Here is a 20,417-nt window from a genome sequence, read left to right on the forward strand (position 1 = left end):
CCCGACCCCCCCGGGTCGGTCGGGCCGGGCGCCGCCGGCCCCGGCGCCCGGCGCCCCGGCCCCCAGCGGGCCCGGGCCGCCGGACGGCGGGACGGGTGCGGGCGTCGTCACCGGCGCGCGTGGTCGCGGAAGCCGCGACCCGTCTTGCGGCCCAGGCAGCCCGCCGCGACCAGGTGCTCCAGCAGCGGCGCCGCCGCCAGGCCCGGCTCGCGGAACTCCTGGTGCAGCACCTTCTCGATGGTCAGCGAGACGTCCAGCCCGACCACGTCCAGCAGCTCGAACGGACCCATCGGGTAGCCGCAGCCGAGCTTCATCGCGGCGTCGATGTCGTCCACCGTCGCGTAGTGCTCCTGGAGCATCCGCACGGCGTCGTTCAGGTACGGGAAGAGCAGTGCGTTCACGATGAAGCCGGCCCGGTCGCCGCACTCCACCGGGTGCTTGCGCACCTTCGCACACAGCTCCAGCACGGTCGCGGTGACGTCCGGCGCGGTCAGCACGGTGGAGACCACCTCGACCAGCCTCATCGCCGGCGCGGGGTTGAAGAAGTGCATGCCGATGACGTCCTGCGGCCGCGAGGTGGCCGAGGCGCAGCTGATCACCGGGAGGGAGGAGGTGGTGGTGGCCAGCACCGCACCGGGCTTGACGATCTTGTCCAGGGCGGCGAACAGCTCCCGCTTGACCGCGAGGTCCTCGGCGACCGCCTCGACCACCAGGTCCACCCCGGCCAGCTCGGCGTACTGTCCGACCGGGGTGACCAGGGCGAGCGCGGCGTCCCGCTGCTCCTCGGTCAGCCGGCCCCGACTCACCGAGCGCTCCAGCGACTTCGCCAGCTGCGCCTTGGCCCGGTCGGCCTTCTCCTGGCTGCGCGCGGCCAGCAGCACCGGGTACCCGGCCTTGGCGAAGACCTCGACGATGCCGGTCGCCATGGTGCCCGAGCCGCAGACGCCGACGGTGCGCACCTCGCGGCCCGGCACCTTCGCGGCCGCCGCCCCGGCGGCCGCGTCGACCGCCTTGGAGGAGCCCGGTGCCTCGTAGGTGTAGAAGCCGCGGCCGGTCTTGCGGCCCAGCAGTCCGGCCGCCACCAGCTGGCCGAGGATCGGCGCGGGGGCGTGCAGGCGGTCCCGGGACTGCTCGTACATGGCCTCCAGGACGGTCCGGGCGGTGTCCACCCCGATCAGGTCGAGGAGCGCCAGCGGGCCCATCGGCAGACCGCAGCCGAGTCGCATCGCGGCGTCGATGTCCTCGCGGGTGGCGTACTTCGACTCGTACATCGCGGCGGCCTGGTTGAGGTACGCGAAGAGCAGGCCGTTGACCACGAAGCCGGCCCGGTCGCCGGCGGCCACCGGCTCCTTGCCCAGGTCGCGGGCGAGGGCGGCGGCGTCCTCGGCCACCTGCGGCGCGGTCAGTACGGTGCGGACCACCTCGACCAGCTTCATGGTGTGCACCGGGTTGAAGAAGTGCAGGCCGAGCACCCGCTCCGGGCGGGCGGTGGCCGCGGCGATCCGGGTCACCGACAGCGCGGTGGTCCCGGTCGCCAGCACGGTCTCCGGCGGGCAGATCCGGTCCAGCTCGGCGAACAGCTCGCGCTTCAGCTCCAGCTGCTCCGGGACCTCCTCGATCACCAGGTCGGCGCCGGCGGCGGCCGCCAGCTCGTGGCCGACCGACAGCCGGGCGAGCAGCCCGGCGCGCTCCTCGGCGGTGATCCGGCCGCGCGTCACCGCGCGCTCGGTCGACTCCTCGATCCGGGCCAGCGCGCGGGCCGCGGAGTCCTCGTTCGCCTCGATGCCGATCACCTTGCGGCCGCTCTTGGCGACCGCCACCGCGACACCGGCACCCATCGTGCCGAGGCCGACCACGGCGACCGTGGGGAAGGGACGCTCCATGGGTCCTGACTCCTTGTCATGAAGGGCCCGCGCGTGCTCCGGGACGCGCCGCCGCGCCCGTGGGACCGGGGGCGGCGCGGGCCGGAGGAGGGTTCACGCGCGGGAGTTTGGGAGATGACGGTTGCGGCGGACACCCGCACGTGCCGGTCCGCTCCGGCCGTGCCGCGGGTGTGCCGTGGTGCTCAGGCGCTCGGGGTGAAGGAAGCGACGCTGATCCGAGGAGACCCGGCCCGCCGCGAACGGCGGCGACGACCGGGGAACGCGCACCCGTCCGCCGTCACCCGCGCCGCGCGATCGCGGGCCGGGGACGACCCCGCCGGTGCGGCTCCCGAAGCCCGGCGGTGGTGCGTGCGGTCACTGTAGCGAAGTTACTGCCAAGTAGGAAGAGTGGCGACGGCCCCGGCCGCAAATTCGTTCGGCGGCGTCGGGGGCCTCCACTACAGTGGGCGCCGCGGGGGCGGCTCCGCGGCGTGCTTCCTTCTCCTTCACTGTAAATGAATCCAGCGCGCCCACTCTCCGCCCCCGCTTTGTCATATCCACGGGGGCCACAGTGAAGAAGAAGCCGAGCACCACCACGCCCGTCGACGACCTCGACGCCTTCCTGCTGCGGCGCGGACTCGTCGTCCTGCCGGACGCGGCCGAGGGGGACGGCCCGGAGCCGTGGAGCGCCCGGGGACTGATCGCGCTGGAGGCCGACCTCGCCGCGCGCGGGTACCTGCTGAGCGGCGAACTGCGCGCGGCGCTCGCCCGCCGCCGCCCGGCCGACCTCGCCCTCGTCGGCGCCGGCCTGCTGCGGCGGATCGACGCGCTGCTCGGCGCCGACCGCCGCCACCGGCCGCTGTTCGCCCGCTTCCCCGAGGGCGTGCCCGACCACGCCCACGCCCACTACTCCGCGCAGGTCCGCGCCTTCCTGCTCAGCCAGCCCCACCAGCCCTGCGCCTGGTGCGGACGCCCCGGCCGCGAGGCCGGCATCGGCGCCCTCGCCCCCTGCGCCCACGTGGTCTGCGCCGAGTGCCACGACAGCGACGTCACCCTGGTCCCGGGCGGCCGCGCCTGCCCACTCTGCGGCACCGCCATCACCGAGCGGCGCTACCTGGACCTGGACGCCAAGTCGGTGCGCAACGCCGCCCGGGAGCGGACCGGTGACGCGTTGCTGCGCCCGCTGCGCCCGGCCGCAGGCACCGGCGAGCGGGCCGCCGCCGACGAGCTGGCCCGGCTGCTGGCCCGCCGCACCCCGCTCGACCCGCAGGACCGCGAGGACCTCGCCCTGCTCCTCGCCCACACCCCCGCCGACCCGGCCGACTGGCTGCCCGACGACATCCCCGTCCGGGAGACCCGCGCCACGGTCCTCGCCGCCCTGCTGCGCCGCGACCCCGCCACCGCCGTCCCGCTGCTCGCCGGGCACCTGACCACCGCCACCGACGTGCTGCGGCTGGTCTGGGCGTGGTCCGGCGCCGAGCCCGACCTGCTGCCCGCCACCGCCAAGGGCCTGCGGCTGCGCAACCTGCCCCGCCCGCTGCGCCGCGAACTGCTGGCCCTGCTGGACGCGCTCCCGGTCGGCACCCTCGCCGAGGACCTCGGCCGCCACCGCGCCGCCTGGCTGCGCGCCGGCGAGCTGCTCCACCCGTACGAGCACGCCACCCGCTTCCCGTACGCCGCCGCCGCGTTCGCGGTGCTCCGGGGGACGCCCCTGGGCCGGCGCGGGCTCGGCCGTGAGCTGCGGGAGGCGCCGGCCCCGCTGGAGGTCCGCACCGCCGCCGACGGCCGCGACCGGCTGGCCGTGGTCACCTTCGCCGCCCGGGTCGAGCGGGCGCTCGCCGGCGGTGACGTCCCCGCGGCCGTCCGGCTGCTGGCCCGCCGTCCCGGCGAGCTGGTCCGCCGGCTGCACCACCTGCTGCGCGTCCACGCCACGGTGAGTCCGGACGAGCCGCTGCCCGCCGTGCTCGCCGAGGCCCTGCCCGGCGCGCTGCGCGGGGTCGCGCCCGGTCCGCTGCTCGGCGCGTACGGACGGCTGCGCGCCCCGCGCGAGATCGGTGAGCGCCGGGTGTACTTCCCCCGCGGGCGCGTCTCGACGGCGCACGCCGAGGACGACTGGGGCACCGAGGTGCCCGCCGCGCTGAGCGATCCGGTGTGCCGGCTGATCGAGGCCGAGCTGCTGCGCCGCGCCGGCGAGCACCCCCGCGTCGACCTCGCGGTGCTGGACGAGGGGCTGGCCGACCTGAGGGTCCCGGCCGCCGAGCGGGCCGCCTCCCGGACCCTGGTCGCGGTGCCGCGCGGCAGCGCCCAGCGGCTGCCCGACGGCGGACGGGTCCGGCTCTTCCTGCACTGGATGCAGACCCCGCACCAGCGCGTCGACCTCGACCTGTCGGTCGCCCTGTACGACACGCAGTGGCGCTTCGTCGGCCTCTGCGACTACACCAACCTGGTGCACGGCCGCCGCTCGGCGGTGCACTCGGGCGACCTCACCTCGGCCCCGCCGCCGCACGGCGCCAGCGAGTTCGTCGACCTCGACCTGGCCGCGCTGGCCGGGGAGGGCGCCCGGTACGCCGTGACGCTGGTGTTCAGCTACAACGACATCCCCTTCGAGGACCTCGCCGAGGCCTTCGCCGGCTTCATGACCGTGGACGAGGCCGCCGGGCGCTCCCGGCGGGCCCCGTTCGACCCGCGGGCCGTGCGCCAGCGGCTCGACCTCAGCGGTGCGGCCAAGGTCAGCGTCCCGATGGTCGTCGACCTGGTGAGCCGCGAGTACACCTGGACCGACGTCAACCTCGGCGCCTCCGGGGACCTCCACAACGTCTGGCGCCACCGGGAGCGCGTCGGCCGGCTGGCCGCCGACCTCCTGGAGTACTACGGCGGGGGCAGCCGGGCCACCCTCTGGGACCTCGCCTGCGCCGGCGCCGCGGCCCGGGCGGACGAGGTGGTGGTGCGCGGCCGGGACGGCACCACCGCCGGGACCTACCGGCGCGGCGAGGGCGAGCCGGTGGCGGAGTTCGCCGGACGGCTGCGCCTGGGCCACGAGCCCGACCACCGCAGCACGGCGCCGGCCGGGGACACCGCCCGCGTGCTCGCCGGCCGGCTTGCCGGCCGCCGGGCGCTCCTCGCGCTGGTCCGGGCCGACCTGCCGGCCCCCGAGGGCGTGTCCGGTACGGCCTACCGGCTCTACCCGGGCCCGCTGGACGCCGCCCCGGACGCCCTGGAGCGGATCACCGCGAGCGATCTGGTGGCGCTGTTCGCCCCCGAAGGCCCATCTGCTCCCTCGAACGGGTGAACGAGCGGATCGATGTCCTCCCGAACCACCCGATAGGGGAATTCCGGCAGGTCAAGCGGCGCGGCAGCATGGAGGCATGAGCATCCGGACCGCCGCCCCCACGGGCCTCGACCAGCACTCCGCCGGTGACCGGCACTCCGCCGGCCCCGGCGCGCAGCAGGCCGCCGCCGTCGCGCTGCCGCCCCGCGCCGAGCGGGCCGAGCGTGCCGAGGCAGCGGCCGGGCGCCTGCGCGCGGCCGCCGTCGAGGCGGTGGCCGTCACCTGGGTGGACAACGCGGGCATCGCCCGGGTCAAGGCGGTGCCGCTCGACGCCCTGGTGCACGCCGCGCAGTGGGGCGTCGGCGCCGCCCCCTGCTTCGACGTCTTCCAGGCCGACGACACCATCACCACCAGCCGGCTGATCGGCGGCCCCACGGGGGACCTGCGGCTCTACCCGGACCTCGAACGGCTGGTCCCGCTGGCCGCCCAGCCCGGCTGGGCCTGGGCACCGGGGGAGCGGTACACCCAGACCGGCGCCCCGCACCCGGGCTGCCAGCGGCTGTTCGCCCGCCGGATGGAGGCCGCCGCCGCCGAACGCGGGCTCACCCTCCAGGCCGGCATCGAGGTCGAGTGGGTGGTCGCGCTCGACGGCCCCCCGGAGCAGCCGCCGCGGTACCCGACGCACGGTCCGGCGTACGGCATGCAGCGGCTGACCGACCTCTCGGCCTACCTGCTCGACGTGCTGCGCGCGCTCGCCGAGCAGGGGCTGCGGGTGCTCCAGGTCCACCCGGAGTACGCGCCGGGCCAGTTCGAGGTGTCGGTCGCCCCGGAGGGCCCGGTCGGGGCGGCGGACACCTCCGTCCTGGTCCGCCACACCGTCCGGGCCGTCTCCGCCCGGCACGGCCTGCGCACCTCCTTCGCCCCGGTGGTCGAGGCCGGCGGCGTCGGCAACGGCGGCCACCTCCACCTCAGCCTCTGGCGGGACGGGCTGAACCTTGGCCGCGGCGGTCCGGGCCCGCACGGCCTGACCGCCGAGTGGGAGGGCTTCCTCGCCGGAGTGCTCGGCGCGCTGCCCGAGCTGCTGGTGCTCGGCATCTCCAGCCCCGCCGGGTACCTCCGGCTGGTCCCCTCGCACTGGGCCGGCGCCTACCGGTGCTGGGGCCTGGAGAACCGCGAGGCGGCGCTGCGGCTGGTCACCGGCTCGACCGGGGAGCGGAGCAGCGCCGCCAACGCCGAGGTCAAGTGTTTCGACGCCACCGCCAACCCCTACCTGGCCGTCGGCGCGGTCATCGCCGCCGGGCTCGCCGGCCTCGACCAGAGGCTCGCCCTCCCGCCCGAGTTCACGGGGGACCCCGCCGACGCCGCCCCCGGCACCGTCCCGCGCCTGCCCTCCTCCCCGGCCGAGGCACTGGCGGCGTACGGGGCCTCGACGCTGCTCCGCGAGGCACTGGGCGAGCCCCTGTACGAGGCGGTGCTGGCGGTGCGCCGCGCCGAGGCCGAGCAGTACGCCGCGACCGGCCCCGAGCAGCTGATCGCGGCCACCCGCTGGAGGTACTGACCGATGCCCTCGCTGGACGTCCCCGCGCTGGTCGACCACCACTGCCACAGCGTGGTCACCGCCGACCTGGCGGACGACGCGCTGGCGGGGCTGCTCACCGAGTCGGACCGTCCGCCCGCGCCCGGCACCTCGCCGTGGGACAGTGCGCTCGGCCTCGCGGTGCGCCGCTGGTGCCCGCCCGCCCTCGGGCTGCCCGCGCACACCCCGGCGGCCGACTACCTGACCCGGCGGCGCGAGCTGGGCGCCGCCGAGGCCACCCGACGGCTGCTCGGGGCGGCCGGCCTCGACACCTGTCTGGTCGACACCGGGCTCACCGCGGCGGCGGGCCACCCGCTGCTGCCGCTCAGCGAGTTCGCCGAGACGGCCGGCGCCCGGGTGCGGGAGGTGGTCCGGCTGGAGGCGGTGGCCGAGAGCCTCACCCCGACGGCCGAGGCCTGGCCGGCCGCGGTCCGCGAGGGCCTGGAGACCGCGGCCACCGGCGCGGTGGCGGTGAAGTCGGTGCTGGCGTACCGGCAGGGTCTGGCCGTACCGCCCGAGCGTCCCGCCGAGGCGGCGGTGGTCGCGGCGGCCGGGGCCCGGCTGCGGGACGGCCACGGCCGGCTGACCGACCCCGTGCTGCTGCACCACCTGCTCTGGACGGCGCTGGACGTCTGCGCCGAGCTCGGGCTGCCGCTCCAGCTGCACACCGGCTTCGGCGACCCGGACCTGACGCTGCACCGGGCCGACCCGTCCCTGCTGGCCGACTTCGTGCGCGCCGCCGAGCCCAGCGGCGTCCCGCTGGTCCTGCTGCACGGGTACCCGTACCACCGCCAGGCCGGCTGGCTGGCGCAGGCGTTCCCGCGGGTGTACGCCGACCTCGGGCTGACCGCCTCCTACACCGGGCCGCAGGTGTCGGCGGTGCTGGGCGAGATGCTGGAGCTGACACCCTTCGGCAAGCTGCTGTTCTCCACCGACGGCTACGGCCTGCCCGAGTTGCACCTGGTCGGCGCGGCCCAGTTCCGGCACGGCCTGGGCACCCTGCTGGACGCCTGGCGGGCGGACGGCGCCTGCTCGGCGTCCGACGCCCAGCTGCTGGCCCGCCGGGTCGCGGCCGACAACGCCCGGCGGCTGTACGGCCTCTGAGGCTGAACCGCTCGACCACCCGTCATCACCCTTTCGGCCGACCGGTATCACCGGTCCGGCCGGTCATCCCCCCGCCGCCACCCCGGTCCGGCCGGCCATCCCCCGCCGTCGTCCCCGCCCGTGCCGTCCGCCACCACCCACCGGCCGCCCGCCACCGTCCCTGCCGTTCGGCGGGGGCCGAATCCGGCGGTTCGGGCAGTGGACCCGTCGTCCGGTGGGGGTCCTCGTAACGCGGTTGTCCGCCCCTTGGAGTGCCTGCCAGACTGGGCCTCCCTCACGCCTTCGCGAAACCGACACGCCCAAAGCCCGTCACCCGGCCGGTCCGGGTGGCTGACTGTGCGTCGAAACCGCGCGACCTGCGGAGTCTTGGCTTCCGGAGGTGGCTGAAGTGTGTCGATTAGATGACTACCTCTTGCGGATTGCAACGCTTGTTCACTAGCGTCCCGATCATTCCAATGCACCTGCCAACCGCAGCTGCATGAAGACTCGGGAGGGCCAACCCCTATGAGAGTTCCTCGGATCAGCCGGACCCGGTATGCGGCGGTGGGCCTCGCCCTCGCCACCGCTGGCGCCCTCGCGCTGCCGACCGGCACCGCCGTCGCGGCCACCGGGAACAGCGCCGAGACGACGACCGGGCCGCTGCTCAGCTACGTCGTCAACACCAAGGCCAACCACGGCCAGGTGCAGAAGGTCGAGAAGGCGGTCACCGCCCTCGGCGGCACCGTGGTCTACTCGTACGAGCAGATCGGCGTCGTGATCGCGCGTTCGACCGACCCCCAGTTCGCGGCCAAGCTGCGGACCGCCAAGGGTGTCGAGTCGGTCGGCGCCAGCCGGACCAAGGGCATCACCGCCGCCGACTCGCAGAAGGCCGAGGTCGCCGCCGAGCCGACCGCCGCGCCCGCGCCCGGTGCGGAGCCGTACGAGGCCAACCAGTGGGACATGCGTCAGATCGGTGCCGACAAGGCGCACAAGCTGTCGCTCGGCAGCAACAAGGTCACCGTCGGCGTCCTGGACTCCGGCATCGAGGCGACCCACGAGGACCTGGCGGCCAACGTCGACGCCTCGCAGTCCGTCTCCTGCATCGACGGTGGCAAGCCGAACACCGACTGGCAGGCCTGGCAGCCGACCACCAGCGACCACGGCACCCACGTCGCCGGCACCATCGCCGCCGCCAGGAACGGCAAGGGCGTCGCGGGCGTGGCCCCGAACGTCAAGCTGGCCGCGGTCAAGGTCGTCGACGACGGTGGCTTCATCTACCCGGAGTACGCCATCTGTGGCTTCGTCTGGGCCGGTGAGCACAAGTTCAAGGTGACCAACAACAGCTACTACGTCGACCCGTGGATGTTCAACTGCAAGAACGACCTCGACCAGGCGGCGATCACCACCGCCGTCCGTCGTGCGGTCGAGTTCTCGCAGCGCAAGGGCGTCCTGAACGTCGCCGCGGCGGGCAACGAGAACATCGACCTCGCCCACAAGACGGTCGACGTCAGCAGCCCGGACGACACCACCCCGGCCGAGCGCCCGATCACCAACGACTGCCTGTCGCTGCCGACCGAGCTGCCGGGTGTCATCGTGACCACCTCCGTGGGTGTGAACGGTGAGAAGGCGTACTACTCCAGCTACGGCAAGGGTGTGGCCACCGTCGCCGCGCCGGGTGGTGACCGCCGTTACCAGATCCCGAACACCCCGGACCAGAACGGCCGCGTGCTGGCCACCATCACGGGCAACAAGTACGGCTACATGCAGGGCACCTCGATGGCCGCCCCGCACACCACCGGTGTGGTGGCGCTGCTCGCCAGCACCCACCCGTGGGCCAACGCCGACGAGCTGACCGAGCTGCTCACCAACCAGGCCGAGTCGCACGGCTGCCCGGCGGGCCCGTTCAACCCGGGTGGCGCGGGCGAGTGGAAGGCCACCTGTGAGGGCGGCGTGAACGACAACGGCTTCTACGGCGCGGGCATCATCAACGCCGAGAAGGCCGTGCAGTGGTGGCTCTGAGCCCCGGGGCCGTCGAGCCGCCGGGCGTCTGAGCGGCTGGGCGTCCGAGCGGCTGGGCATCTGAGCCGCTGAGCTCGTGAGCTGCTGAAACGCCGGAACGGAGTGGGGAGCGGGACTCAGGTCCCGCTCCCCACTCCGTTTTGAGTACCGGTACTCAGGCCCCGGCCCGCAGGTGCCGACACCATGGTGCCCGCACCCCGCAGCACCCCCGCGCACCCGTACGGCGCACCCCCACAGCACCCCCCGCAGCACGAACGAGGAGACCCGGCCATGACGCAGCAGAGCTTCACCGGATGGCAGCCGCAGCAGCCGGTGGCGGAGCGCCGCCGGCCGGGCGGCCCGGTCTGGGCCTGGGCGCTGCTCGGCCTCGCCCTGCTGCTGCCCTCCGTCCTGATGCTGCTGGACTTCTGGGCCATCGCCCTGGTCGGCGGGATCATGTCGCTGGCCGCGGGCAGCGGCGCGGGCCCGGTGCTCGGCGGGGTGCTGCTGCTGGCGGCCGGTCCGCTGGCCGGGCTGGCGGTGGCCGCCTCCGCGCTGCTCTCCCCGCAGGTGCGCCGACTGGAGCGGGCCGCGCTGTTCGCCCTGCTCAGCTTCGGCCTGCTGGTCGGCACCTCGATCGAGTACTTCGGCTGGATCCGCCCCGCCCTGGGCTGAGACCCACCGCCCCGCGTGGACCTGCGCGCCGCCGCCGGGGCGGCCGGCCTCAGGAGGACCCGAAGTGCTGCCCCCACTCGGTCTCCACCGAGGGCTTGCCGTGCAGGTCCGGCACCTCCTGGAGCCAGGCGGGGCGCCCGGCCCGGGTGCGGGCGGCGCGGCGGGCCTCGGCCTCGCGCAGCTGGTCCGGCGTGGCGAAGCCCTCGGGCAGCCACTGCTCCGAGAGCACCACCCGGGCGGCCAGGTGGTCGACGTACGCGCGGCGCAGCGCGTCCACCGAGTCGAAGCCGGGTTCGTCGCGCAGCCACTCGTCGGGGACGAGCGCCAGCACCTCCTCCAGCAGGTCGACGGTGACCCGCGGGCCGAGGTCCTCGTCGGCGAGCCGGACGTCCGGGGTGTAGCCGCCGAGGGCGTGGGCGCTGAAGTCGTAGCGGTTGCCGACCGCGGCCCCGGCGGTGGACCAGCGGTGGTGGAAGATCAGCGCGGCGCCGTTGTCGATCATCCAGAGCCTGCCGTGCCAGACCATCAGATTGGGGTTGTGCACGGTGCGGTCGACGTTGGCGGTGAGCGCGTCCAGCCAGACGATCCGGCCGGCCCGCACCGGGTCGACCGGGATGGCGCCGGGCCTGAAGTCGCGGGCGCCGGGCAGCAGGTCCATGCCGAGGTTGAGGCCGGCGCTGGCCCTGAGGATGTCCTGGACCTCGGCGTCCGGTTCGCCGTCGGCGATCGCCGGGTCGAAGTCGACCAGGCGCAGCTCGGGGACCGGCAGGTCCAGCCGGCGGGCGAGTTCGCCGACGATCACTTCGGCCACCAGCGCCTTGCGCCCCTGGGCGGCGCCGCTGAACTTGACCACATAGGTGCCCAGGTCGTCCGTCTCGACGACGCCGGGTACCGAGCCGCCGGCCCGCAACGGGTCGACGTAGCGCACTGCTGTCACCTGATCGAGCACACCGGCCACCATAGCCCGACACCCCGGTCCGACCGCGAACGGATTTCCGGTGCCCCCGGTACGGCGCCCGCCGGGCCGCCCCCGCCCGTCCCCGCCCGCCCTCCGGCTGTCGCCGCGCGGCTCCTGTGGTTGGCTTGCCGGTGAAACCACGGTCCGTACGAAAGAGAGCAAGGTCATGGGACAGGTGCTGGCCACCACGTCGCGCGAGTACGATGCCACCCCCGAGCGGGTGTACGAGGCGCTCGCCGACTACCAGGTGACCCGTCCGAAGCTGCTGCCCGGGCAGTACAGCGAGTACGAGGTGCGGGCGGGCGGCACCGGCGCCGGCACCCAGGTGCACTGGAAGCTCCAGGCCACCGAGAAGCGGGTCCGGGACTGCCTGTTCACCGTCTCGGCGCCCAGCCCGGACCAGCTGGTGGAGAAGGACGCCAACTCCTCCATGGTCATCACCTGGACGGTCTCGGCGGTCGGCGAGGGCAGGTCCCGGGCCACCGTCTCGGCCACCTGGCAGGGCGCGGGCGGCATCGGCGGCTTCTTCGAGCGCACCTTCGCCCCGAAGGGCCTCAACCGCATCCACGATGAGGTGCTCTCCCGCCTCGCCGACGAGGTCCGCTGACCCCGGCGGCCGCCTGACCCGGCGGTCCGCCGACCCCGACCCCGCCGACCCCGACCCCGGCGACCCCCGGCTCCCCGACCCCGGCGGCCCCCACCCCGCGGTCCCGCCGACCCGCGCCCCCTGAGCGCCCCCGCGGCAGGCGCGGACGTTCGACTCCCCGCACACCCGTACGGCACGCCCGGTGCCGTACGGGTGGACGGCCGCCGCCCGCGGGTGACACGGCCGGTCCGCACCGCGGCGCCACCCTAGGCTCGCCGCCGTGCGTCTGACGATCCTTCACGTTTCCCAGCCCGTCGACGGCGGAGTCGCCCGCGTGGTCGTCGACCTCGTCCGGGGCCAGCGCGAGGCCGGCCACCGGGTGCTGGTCGCCTGCCCGCGGGACGGCCGGCTGGCCGGCGAGGCGACCGCCGCCGGGGCGCTGGTCCGGGACTGGCCTGCCCGCCGGTCGCCCGGCCCGGCCACTGCGGGCGAGGCCTGGCGGTTGCGCCGGATCGTCCGGGAGGCCGCCCCGGACGTGCTCCATCTGCACAGCGCCAAGGCCGGGTTGGCCGGCCGGCTGGCCGTCCGGGGTGCGGTGCCGACCGTCTTCCAGCCGCACGCCTGGTCCTTCGCCGCCGTGGAGGGCGCGCTGGCCGCCGCCACGCTGTGCTGGGAGCGCCACGCCGCCCGCTGGTCGCACCGGCTGCTGTGCGTCAGCGCCCGGGAGCGGGCGGACGGCGAGGCGGCGGGCATCGGCGCCGACTGGGCGGTGGTGCCCAACGGCGTGGACGTGCGCCACCACGCGCCCGCCGAGCGCCGGGCCGCCCGGATCGGGCTCGGCCTGGACCCGGACGCCCCGCTGGCGGTCTGCGTGGGCCGGCTCTGCCGCCAGAAGGGCCAGGACGTGCTGCTCGCCGCCTGGCCCGGGGTGCTGCGCCGGTTGCCCGCGGCCCGGCTGGCCCTGGTGGGCGGCGGTCCGGACGCGGCGGCGCTGGCGCAGGCCGTACGGGGGGCGGCCGAGCCGTCGAGCGTCCGGCTGGCCGGGGACGTGGCGGACCCGCGGCCGTGGCTGGCGGCGGCCGATCTGGTGGTGCTGCCCTCGCGCTGGGAGGGCATGGCGCTGGCGCCGTTGGAGGCGATGGCGGCCGGCCGGTCCGTCCTGCTGACCGATGTGCCGGGTGCGCGGGAATGCCTTCCGCCGGCCGAGCGGACTTCCGCCGTGGTGCCGCCGGAGGACGCGGGTGCGCTGGCCGCCCGGATCTCGGAGGCGTTGTCGGATCCGATCGAGTGCGATCGACGGGGGGCGCGGTGCCGTGAGCACGTCCTGGCGCACCACGATGTGCGATCGGTGGTCGAACGGGTGGACGCGCTGTACCAGGGGCTGGCGGCGGCCCGGCGGCGCGGCACCCGTGTCCCTGAGCCGATCTGATCGTTTCACAGGCCGTGAATGCCTGTCGTTTCCGGCGCTGTCGTATTCGCACACCTCAACCGAATAGGACGAGGCTCAAGTCGGAAATTCCTACTAATGGGTGGCTGGAATGAAAAGGCAAGTCGACTTCCAGCATTCGACCCGGTGCTCGGCATTGTCTGATTTTGCCTGCTTCGATTTGATTTCGCTCCGGGAATTCCGGCGAAAGTCGAACGTCGCCAGTGGTGGCAGGCGCTGTCAGGACCGCGCCCACCGGGCCGGGACGGGCGCTCCGGGAGACCCGGTGCCGGGACGCCGTCACCCCGGGCACGCAGCAGGGGAGTTCGTGCGCTGATGACCATTGACCACGGGAGCGTGCCACGATCGGGCCGGCCCCTGTCCGAGCCCCGCCGGCCCACCACCGGCCTCCTGGACCGCCCCGCCAGGACGGCCAACAGCCGGATCCCGATGCCGATCGGCCGTCACCGCCGCCCGGTCCGGGCCCGCTTCGCCCTCCCGGCCGCCCTCGTCACCGTCGACGTGCTCGCCCTCTGCGCCGCCACCGCGATCGCCAACCGCGTCGCCGACCCGGCGCCCGCACCGGCGCTGGGCCCCGCCCTGCGGCTCACCCCGCTGCTCGGCGTCACCGCCCTGCTCCCGCTGCTGCTCCTGCTCAACCTGGCCGGCGGCCTCTACCGCACCCGGCTCACCCTCTCCGTCCTGGACGAACTGCCCGCCCTCACCGCCCGCGCCGTGGTCGCCGCCGCCTTCGCCGTCACCCTGGCCGGCTGCCTGGCCGGACGCTGGCCGGACTGCGGCCCGGCCACCCCGGCCCGGCTCACCGCCCTGCTGGCCGGCCAGCTGCTGCTGGTGGTCTGCGGCCGCGCGCTGGCGTACCACCTGGTCCGCCGGGTCCGCCGCAGCCGTCCCAGCCCGGTCCTGGTGCTCGGAGCCGGACGCCTCGGCCGCCGGGTCGCCGCCGCCCTCGCCGAACGCCGCGAGTACGGCATGCGCCCGGTCGGCTTCCTGGACGCGGCCCCGCCGCTGCTGATCGGCGACACCGACCTGCCGGTCCTCGGCGGGCGCGAGGTGCTGGAGCGGGAGGTCCGCCGCCACCGGGTCCACCACGTGGTCGCCACCGCCGGCGCCGCCGACGAGTCCGACACCGCCGCCACCCTGCGCGACGCCGCCCGGCTCGGCTGCCAGGTCTGGCTGGTGCCCGCGCTGCGCGAGTTCGGCTCGCTGGACGCCACCCGCCGGGCAGGCGGCGGCGACCACCTGTGGGGGTTCCCCTGCCTGCGGGTCGGCGGCCCCGCGGTGCGCCGCCCGGGCTGGGCCGCCAAGCGCGCCCTGGACGTCACCGCCGCCGGCCTCGGACTGGTCCTGCTCTCCCCGGTGCTCGCGCTGTGCGCGCTCGCCGTCCGCTTCGACACCGGTCCCGGCGTGCTCTTCCGCCAGCAGCGCACCGGGCTGGACGGCCGGGTCTTCACCGTCCTGAAGTTCCGCACCCTGCGCCCCAGCAACGAGCACGAGTCCGCCACCCGCTGGAACATCTCCCAGGACCACCGGATGGGCACCGTCGGCAGGCTGCTGCGCCGCAGCTCCCTGGACGAGCTGCCGCAGCTGTGGAACATCCTGCGCGGCGACATGAGCCTGGTCGGCCCGCGCCCCGAACGCCCCTACTTCGTCATGCGGTTCGGCCAGACCCACCCCGAGTACGCCGACCGCCACCGGGTGCCCGTCGGCCTCACCGGCCTCGCCCAGGTCAACGGCCTGCGCGGGGACACCTCCATCGAGGACCGCGCCCGCTTCGACAACCGCTACATCGAGAGCTGGAGCCTCTGGCAGGACATCAAGATCCTGTTCCGCACCGCGGCCCTGATGCTCCATCCGGACGGGAGCTGACCCAGCGTGGCCCTCACCCACACCGCCCGCCCCGCCCCGCGCACGTCATCCGCGAACGGCCGCCCGGGCACGCCCGTCACCCCCGCCGGCCCCGCCCGGACCGTCCCGGCCACCCCCGCCCGGACCGTCCCGGGCACGCTCCGCGCCCTGGCCGCCCGGCGCAGCACCCTCGCCGCCGCGACCGTCCTGCTGGTCTGCGTGCCCACCGGCGAGAAGGACGTCACCGCCGCCGTCCACGTCACCGCCGCCGACCTCGCCTCGCTCGTCCTGGTCGCGCTCACCGCCCTGGACCTGCTGCGCGGCCGCGCCCCCGCCGTCGGCCGGGCCACCGCGGTGCTGCTCGGCGGGATCGTGACCGCCGCCGCCGTCGCCACGGTCGGCTCGATCGACCCGGCCACCAGCCTCACCGGCTTCGTCCGGCTGAGCCAGGTGTTCGTGCTGGTGCCCGCCGCCGTGCTCTGCGCCCTGCGCGACCGCACCGACCAGCGGCTGGTGCTCGGTTCCTTCGTCGCCGCCGGGCTCGTCCAGGGCGTGGTCGGCACCCACCAGTACCTCACCGGCACCGGCGCCTCCTACCGGGGGGAGCCGATCCGGGCCGTCGGCACCTTCGGCGCGCTGGACGTGATGGCGATGTCCGCCGTGGTCAGCTACGGCCTGCTCGCCGCCCTCGCCCTCGGGCTCGCCGAGCGCCGCCCCGGCGGCTCCCCGCGGCTGCGCCGGGCGATGTTCGCCACCGCCGCCTTCCTCGCCGTCCCGCTCGCGCTCTCCTTCAGCCGCGGCAGCTGGATCGCCACCGGCGCCGCCGCCACCGTCCTGCTGCTGCGCGCCGACGCCCGGCTCGCGGTGCGCGGCGCGGTCCTCGCGCTGGCCGCCGCCGTCGTCCTGGTCGGCGGCCTCGGCCTCGGCGCCTCCGTCGTCGCCGACCGGCTCGGCACGATCGGCTCGGTCTCCGCCGCCCCCGACCAGTCCGTCTCCGACCGCTACGACCTGTGGGCCACCGCCGGTCGCATCTGGCAGGACCACCCGGTCAGCGGCGCCGGCCCCAAGGCCTTCCAGCAACTGCGCGACAGCCACGCCCCGCTGCGGCTCTCCTCCGGCAGCGACGCCGCCGACGCCACCATCGGCTTCCAGCGTGAACCCCTGCTGTCCCCGCACAACATGTACTTCCTGGTGCTCAGCGAGCAGGGCCTGATCGGCATCGTCGCGTACGCCGCGCTCTTCCTCGGCCTGCTGCTGCGCTGCCTGCGCCGCGCGAGCGGCACCGGACCCGCCGCCCTCGCCCTGCTGGTCTGGGTGCTGGTCGACTTCCTGTACGCCGACATCGGCGGCACCACCACGGTGCTCACCTCCGTCGTCCTCGGCCTCGCCGCCCGCACCGCCGCGGGGCGGCCGTGGTGAGCACCGAGCCGGGCACCCTGGCGATCCCCGCCGCCCGTCCCGCCGCGCCCCGGCGCGGCTTCCTCGCCAGGGCCTTCGGCGTCACCGCCGTCCTCAGCGCGGCCGGCTCCGTCCTCGGCCTGCTGCGCGACCTGCTGCTGGCCCGCTACTTCGGCGCCGACCAGGGCACCGACGCCTTCCTGGTCGCCTGGACCGTCCCGGAGACCGCCGCGCCGCTGCTGATCGAGGACGCGATGTCCTTCCTGATGGTGCCGGCCTTCGCCCTGGCCCTGGTGCTGCGCGAGGAGAACCCGCACGGCCCCGACCCGGTCCGCCAGCTGGTCCGCGCCACCCTGCCCTGGCTGCTGCTGGCGCTCAGCACCCTCTCGCTGCTCGCCGCCCTGGGCGCCCCCCGACTGGTCGACCTGCTCGCCCCCGGCCTGGCCGACCCCGCACTCGCCGTCACCTGCACCCGGATCACCGCGATCACCGTGCTCCCGTTCGGCGTGGCCGGCTACCTCGCGGCCGCGCTGCGCGCCCACCACGACTTCACCGCCGCGGCCGGCATCTACGTCGTGTACAACGTCGGCATCCTCGCCGTGCTGCTCAGCTGCCACGCGCTGTGGGGCGTGCGGTCGGCGGCGATCGGGGTGGCCCTCGGCAGCCTGCTGATGGCCGGGCTGCTGGTCGTCCCGTTCACCCGCCGGCTGAGGGCCGGGCGGCCCGCCCGCGGGTGGCGCCCGCGCAGCGCGGACACCCTGGTGCTGATCCCGCTGGCGCTGCTGCCGGTGGCCGCGTTCACCCTCACCCGGCAGGCCCAGGTGTTCGTCGAGCGCTACCTCGGCTCGGGACTGCCCCCCGGTACCATCTCGCACCTCAACTACGCGGCCAAGGTCTCCCAGCTCGCCATGACGGCCGGCATCCTGATCTGCACGGTGACCTTCCCGCTGGTGGCCCGCGCGCTGGCGGCCGGTGACCTCGCGGCCGCCCGCGACCGGGTGGAGAAGGACCTCGGCCAGGCCGCCGCCGTCGTGCTGCTCGGCACCGCCTTCCTGCTGGCCTGCGCCCCCTCGGTGGTCGCGCTGCTCTTCGAGCGCGGCGCCTTCGGCCCCCGCGACACCGCCGCCACCGCCGCCGTCATCCGGGTCTACAGTTTCGGTGTCCCCGCGCAGGCGCTGATCGGCGTGATGATCCGCCCGTACTTCTCGCTGCGCCCGGTGGTCCGCCGCGCGGGCGAGCCGGACTCCGGGGGCGGACGCCGGCTGCTCGACTGGTACCCGGTCGGCGCGATGCTGCTGGGCCTGGCCGTCACCGTCGGCACCGGGGTGCTCGCCACCCCGCGCCTCGGCGCCCTGGGACTCGCCGCCGGCAACGCCGCCGGCATCACCACCACCGCCGCGCTGCTGCTGCGCGGCCTGGTGCTGCGCGGCATCCCGCTGCGCCTGCCCCTGGTGCTCGGCGGCCACGCCCGGCTGCTGGCCGCCGCCGCCGGCGCCGCGCTGCTCGGCGCCCCGGCCGCCGCGCTCTTTGCCGACCCCCTGCTGTCGACCGTGCTCGGAGGTCTCACCGTGACACTGGCCTTCGCCGTCCTGGGCACCGCCGTCGGTGCCCGTGAGGTGCGCGGTCCGGTCCTCGCCGCCCTCCGGGCACTGTCCCCGCCCTCCGCTGCCGATGAAGGGAAGCCTCCCCATGGACGCTGAACGGGTCTCCGTCCGCGCGGTCCTGTCGGGCGTACGCCGCTCCGTCGCCCCGACGGCGGCCGGACCGCACGCCGACGCGCCGCGCGCCACCCGCCATCCCGCCCGCGTGCACCTGCCGCACGGCAGCCCGTCCGGCCGTCCGCTGCCGGGGCCCGGCACGGGCGCCTCGCCGTGGATCCTGATGTACCACTCGGTCGCCGTCGAGGAGTCCGACCCGTACCGGCTGACGGTCAGCCCCGAGCGGTTCGCCGACCAGATGGCCTGGCTGCACCGCCGCGGCCGGCGCGGGGTCTCGGTGCGCGAGCTGATGCGGGCCCGCGCGGCCGGGCGGGACGCCAAGCTGGTCGGCCTGACCTTCGACGACGGGTACGCGGACTTCGCCCGCCACGCCGTGCCGATCCTGCGCGAGTACGGCTTCACCGCCACCACCTACGTGGTCGCCGACCTGCTCGGCCGGTCCAACGACTGGGACCCCGAGGGCCCCCGCAAGCAGCTGCTCACCGTCCAGCAGGTCACCGAACTCGCCGCCGCCGGCTGGGAGATCGGCTCGCACGGGCTCGGCCACCGGGCGCTGCCCGGCCTGCCCGCCGACGTCCTCGCCGCCCAGACCCGGGAGAGCCGCCGCGTGCTGGAGGAGGTGGTCGGCGGACCGGTCACCGGCTTCTGCTACCCGTACGGTGCCGTCGACCTGCCCGCCACCCTGGCCGTGCGCGACGCCGGCTACGACCACGCCTGCGCCATCGCGCACTCCCCGCTCATCGGCCGCTTCGCGCTGCCCCGCTGCTACGTGGGCGAGAGCGACGGCGCCTGGCGGCTGCGCGCCAAGCACGGCCGGCACCGGCTGCGCGACACCGTCACCGAGCTGCGCCTCGCCCGCGAGGAGCACCGCCGGTGAAGGTGCTGCACATCGTCACCGGCCTGGCCTCCGGCGGGGCCGAACGCCAGCTCCAGCTGCTGCTGCGGCACCTGCCGGCCCACCAGCGCTGCGAGGTGGCCGCGCTGACCAACCCCGGCACGGTGGCCGCCGCGCTGCGCGCCGACGGGGTGCCGGTCCACCACCTCGCCATGCGCGGCAACCGCGACCTCGGCGCGCTGCCCCGGCTGACCCGGCTGGTGCGCGCCGGCGGCTACGACCTGGTGCACACCCACCTCTACCGGGCCGGCCTGTACGGACGGCTGGCGGCCCGGCTCGCCGGCGTCCGGGTGGTGGTGGCCACCGAGCACTCGCTGCACCCCGGGGTGATCGAGGGCCGGCCGGTCACCCGCGGCGTCAAGGGCCTCTACCTGGCCGCCGAACGGCTCGGCACCACCACGGTCGCGGTCTCCCGCCAGGTCGCCCAGACCCTGCACTCCTGGGGCGTGCCGCCGGCCCGGGTCGAGCTGATCCCCAACGGCATCGACGCCGCCCGCCACGCCCGGCCGGACGCCGACCGGGCCGCCGTGCGGCGCCGGCTGCGCGCCGAACTCGGCCTGCCGCAGGACGGCTGGGTGATCGGCGGGGTCGGCCGGCTGGTCCCCGGCAAGCGCTTCGAGGTGCTGGTGGAGGCGCTGGCCCGGCTGGACGCCGACGCCCGCCTGGTGCTGGTCGGCGAGGGCCCCGGGCGCGCCGCCCTGGAGCGCCGGGCCGCCGAACTCGGAGTCCGGGGGCGCCTGCTGCTCACCGGCGAGCGCGACGACGTCCCCGACCTGCTCACCGCCCTGGACGTGCTGGCCGCCCCCTCCACCGAGGAGACCTTCGGCCTCGGCGTCCTGGAGGGCCTGGCCGCCGGACTGCCCGTACGGCACAGCGCCTGCCCCGCCCTCGACGAACTGCCGCCCACCGCCGCCCCGCAGGCCCGTCGGATCCCCTCCGACCCGGCCGCCTACGCCTCGGCGCTGCGCGACCTGCGCCGGCTGCCCGAGCTCGGCGCGGCACCGCTGCCCCGGCCCCCCGCGGTCGGCCACTACGACATCGTGCGGGTGGCCGCCGCCCTGGGGGCGCTCTACGACCGGCTGGCACCCGCTTGAGCCCGTCCGCCGGC

14 protein-coding genes are annotated in these 20,417 nt (G+C 75.8%); 12 read left to right on the forward strand and 2 right to left on the reverse strand.

What is annotated here, in order from left to right:
* Window positions 1-107: 107 nt before the first annotated feature.
* Complete coding sequence (locus tag ACWEQL_RS16210) at window positions 108-1,883, reverse strand: 3-hydroxyacyl-CoA dehydrogenase family protein (RefSeq protein ID WP_452150895.1); 1,776 nt, start codon at window positions 1,881-1,883, stop codon at window positions 108-110.
* 550 nt (window positions 1,884-2,433) lie between these two features.
* On the opposite strand from ACWEQL_RS16210, the gene ACWEQL_RS16215 reads away from it, so the two are divergent.
* The 5 genes from ACWEQL_RS16215 to ACWEQL_RS16235 all read left to right on the forward strand — a co-directional run bounded on the left by ACWEQL_RS16215 (window position 2,434) and on the right by ACWEQL_RS16235 (window position 10,462).
* Complete coding sequence (locus ACWEQL_RS16215; RefSeq protein ID WP_452150896.1) at window positions 2,434-5,151, forward strand: MXAN_6230/SCO0854 family RING domain-containing protein; 2,718 nt, start codon at window positions 2,434-2,436, stop codon at window positions 5,149-5,151.
* A 76-nt stretch (window positions 5,152-5,227) separates the two neighbouring features.
* A complete protein-coding gene (locus ACWEQL_RS16220) occupies window positions 5,228-6,688 on the forward strand; it encodes a glutamine synthetase (protein ID WP_452150897.1) in 1,461 nt (486 codons plus the stop codon).
* 3 nt (window positions 6,689-6,691) lie between these two features.
* Window positions 6,692-7,810: an amidohydrolase family protein gene (locus ACWEQL_RS16225; RefSeq protein WP_452150898.1), complete on the forward strand. Its 1,119-nt coding sequence runs from the start codon at window positions 6,692-6,694 to the stop codon at window positions 7,808-7,810.
* Between the two features lie 504 nt (window positions 7,811-8,314).
* Window positions 8,315-9,808, forward strand: coding sequence for a S8 family peptidase (locus tag ACWEQL_RS16230; RefSeq protein ID WP_452150899.1), 1,494 nt, complete (start codon window positions 8,315-8,317; stop codon window positions 9,806-9,808).
* 270 nt (window positions 9,809-10,078) lie between these two features.
* Window positions 10,079-10,462: a hypothetical protein gene (locus ACWEQL_RS16235; RefSeq protein ID WP_452150900.1), complete on the forward strand. Its 384-nt coding sequence runs from the start codon at window positions 10,079-10,081 to the stop codon at window positions 10,460-10,462.
* A gap of 49 nt (window positions 10,463-10,511) precedes the next feature.
* Here ACWEQL_RS16235 and ACWEQL_RS16240 read toward each other — a convergent pair whose 3' ends face one another.
* A complete protein-coding gene (locus ACWEQL_RS16240; RefSeq protein WP_452150901.1) occupies window positions 10,512-11,411 on the reverse strand; it encodes a HipA family kinase in 900 nt (299 codons plus the stop codon).
* A 175-nt stretch (window positions 11,412-11,586) separates the two neighbouring features.
* Here ACWEQL_RS16240 and ACWEQL_RS16245 point away from each other — a divergent pair, with 175 nt between their 5' ends.
* From ACWEQL_RS16245 to ACWEQL_RS16275, 7 genes are all read left to right on the forward strand, one after another.
* Entirely contained in the window at window positions 11,587-12,027 is a 441-nt protein-coding gene (locus ACWEQL_RS16245) for an SRPBCC family protein (RefSeq protein ID WP_452150902.1), read from the forward strand.
* 259 nt (window positions 12,028-12,286) lie between these two features.
* A complete protein-coding gene (locus tag ACWEQL_RS16250; RefSeq protein WP_452150903.1) occupies window positions 12,287-13,435 on the forward strand; it encodes a glycosyltransferase in 1,149 nt (382 codons plus the stop codon).
* 333 nt (window positions 13,436-13,768) lie between these two features.
* Window positions 13,769-15,319 (forward strand): sugar transferase, encoded by a 1,551-nt coding sequence (locus ACWEQL_RS16255; RefSeq protein ID WP_452150904.1) that lies wholly within the window; start codon window positions 13,769-13,771, stop codon window positions 15,317-15,319.
* 6 nt (window positions 15,320-15,325) lie between these two features.
* Window positions 15,326-16,717, forward strand: a complete 1,392-nt coding sequence (locus ACWEQL_RS16260) for an O-antigen ligase family protein (protein ID WP_452150905.1) — start codon at window positions 15,326-15,328, stop codon at window positions 16,715-16,717.
* A complete protein-coding gene (locus tag ACWEQL_RS16265; protein WP_452150906.1) occupies window positions 16,714-18,396 on the forward strand; it encodes a lipid II flippase MurJ in 1,683 nt (560 codons plus the stop codon). Before ACWEQL_RS16260 ends, ACWEQL_RS16265 begins: the two co-directional genes overlap by 4 nt.
* A complete protein-coding gene (locus tag ACWEQL_RS16270; RefSeq protein ID WP_452150907.1) occupies window positions 18,386-19,291 on the forward strand; it encodes a polysaccharide deacetylase family protein in 906 nt (301 codons plus the stop codon). The genes ACWEQL_RS16265 and ACWEQL_RS16270 overlap by 11 nt, the downstream gene beginning before the upstream one ends.
* On the forward strand, window positions 19,288-20,403 hold the full coding sequence (locus ACWEQL_RS16275; protein ID WP_452150908.1) for a glycosyltransferase: 1,116 nt from the start codon (window positions 19,288-19,290) through the stop codon (window positions 20,401-20,403). Before ACWEQL_RS16270 ends, ACWEQL_RS16275 begins: the two co-directional genes overlap by 4 nt.
* Window positions 20,404-20,417 lie beyond the last annotated feature (14 nt).

Source organism: Kitasatospora sp. NPDC004240 (assembly GCF_053603215.1).

Coding starts and splice junctions, on each gene's coding strand:
- ACWEQL_RS16210 (WP_452150895.1), bottom strand. CDS start 1,883: ATGGAGCGTCCCTTCCCCACGGTCGCCGTGGTCGGCCTCGGCACGATG.
- ACWEQL_RS16220 (WP_452150897.1), top strand. CDS start 5,228: ATGAGCATCCGGACCGCCGCCCCCACGGGCCTCGACCAGCACTCCGCC.
- ACWEQL_RS16225 (WP_452150898.1), top strand. CDS start 6,692: ATGCCCTCGCTGGACGTCCCCGCGCTGGTCGACCACCACTGCCACAGC.
- ACWEQL_RS16230 (WP_452150899.1), top strand. CDS start 8,315: ATGAGAGTTCCTCGGATCAGCCGGACCCGGTATGCGGCGGTGGGCCTC.
- ACWEQL_RS16235 (WP_452150900.1), top strand. CDS start 10,079: ATGACGCAGCAGAGCTTCACCGGATGGCAGCCGCAGCAGCCGGTGGCG.
- ACWEQL_RS16245 (WP_452150902.1), top strand. CDS start 11,587: ATGGGACAGGTGCTGGCCACCACGTCGCGCGAGTACGATGCCACCCCC.
- ACWEQL_RS16255 (WP_452150904.1), top strand. CDS start 13,769: ATGACCATTGACCACGGGAGCGTGCCACGATCGGGCCGGCCCCTGTCC.
- ACWEQL_RS16270 (WP_452150907.1), top strand. CDS start 18,386: ATGGACGCTGAACGGGTCTCCGTCCGCGCGGTCCTGTCGGGCGTACGC.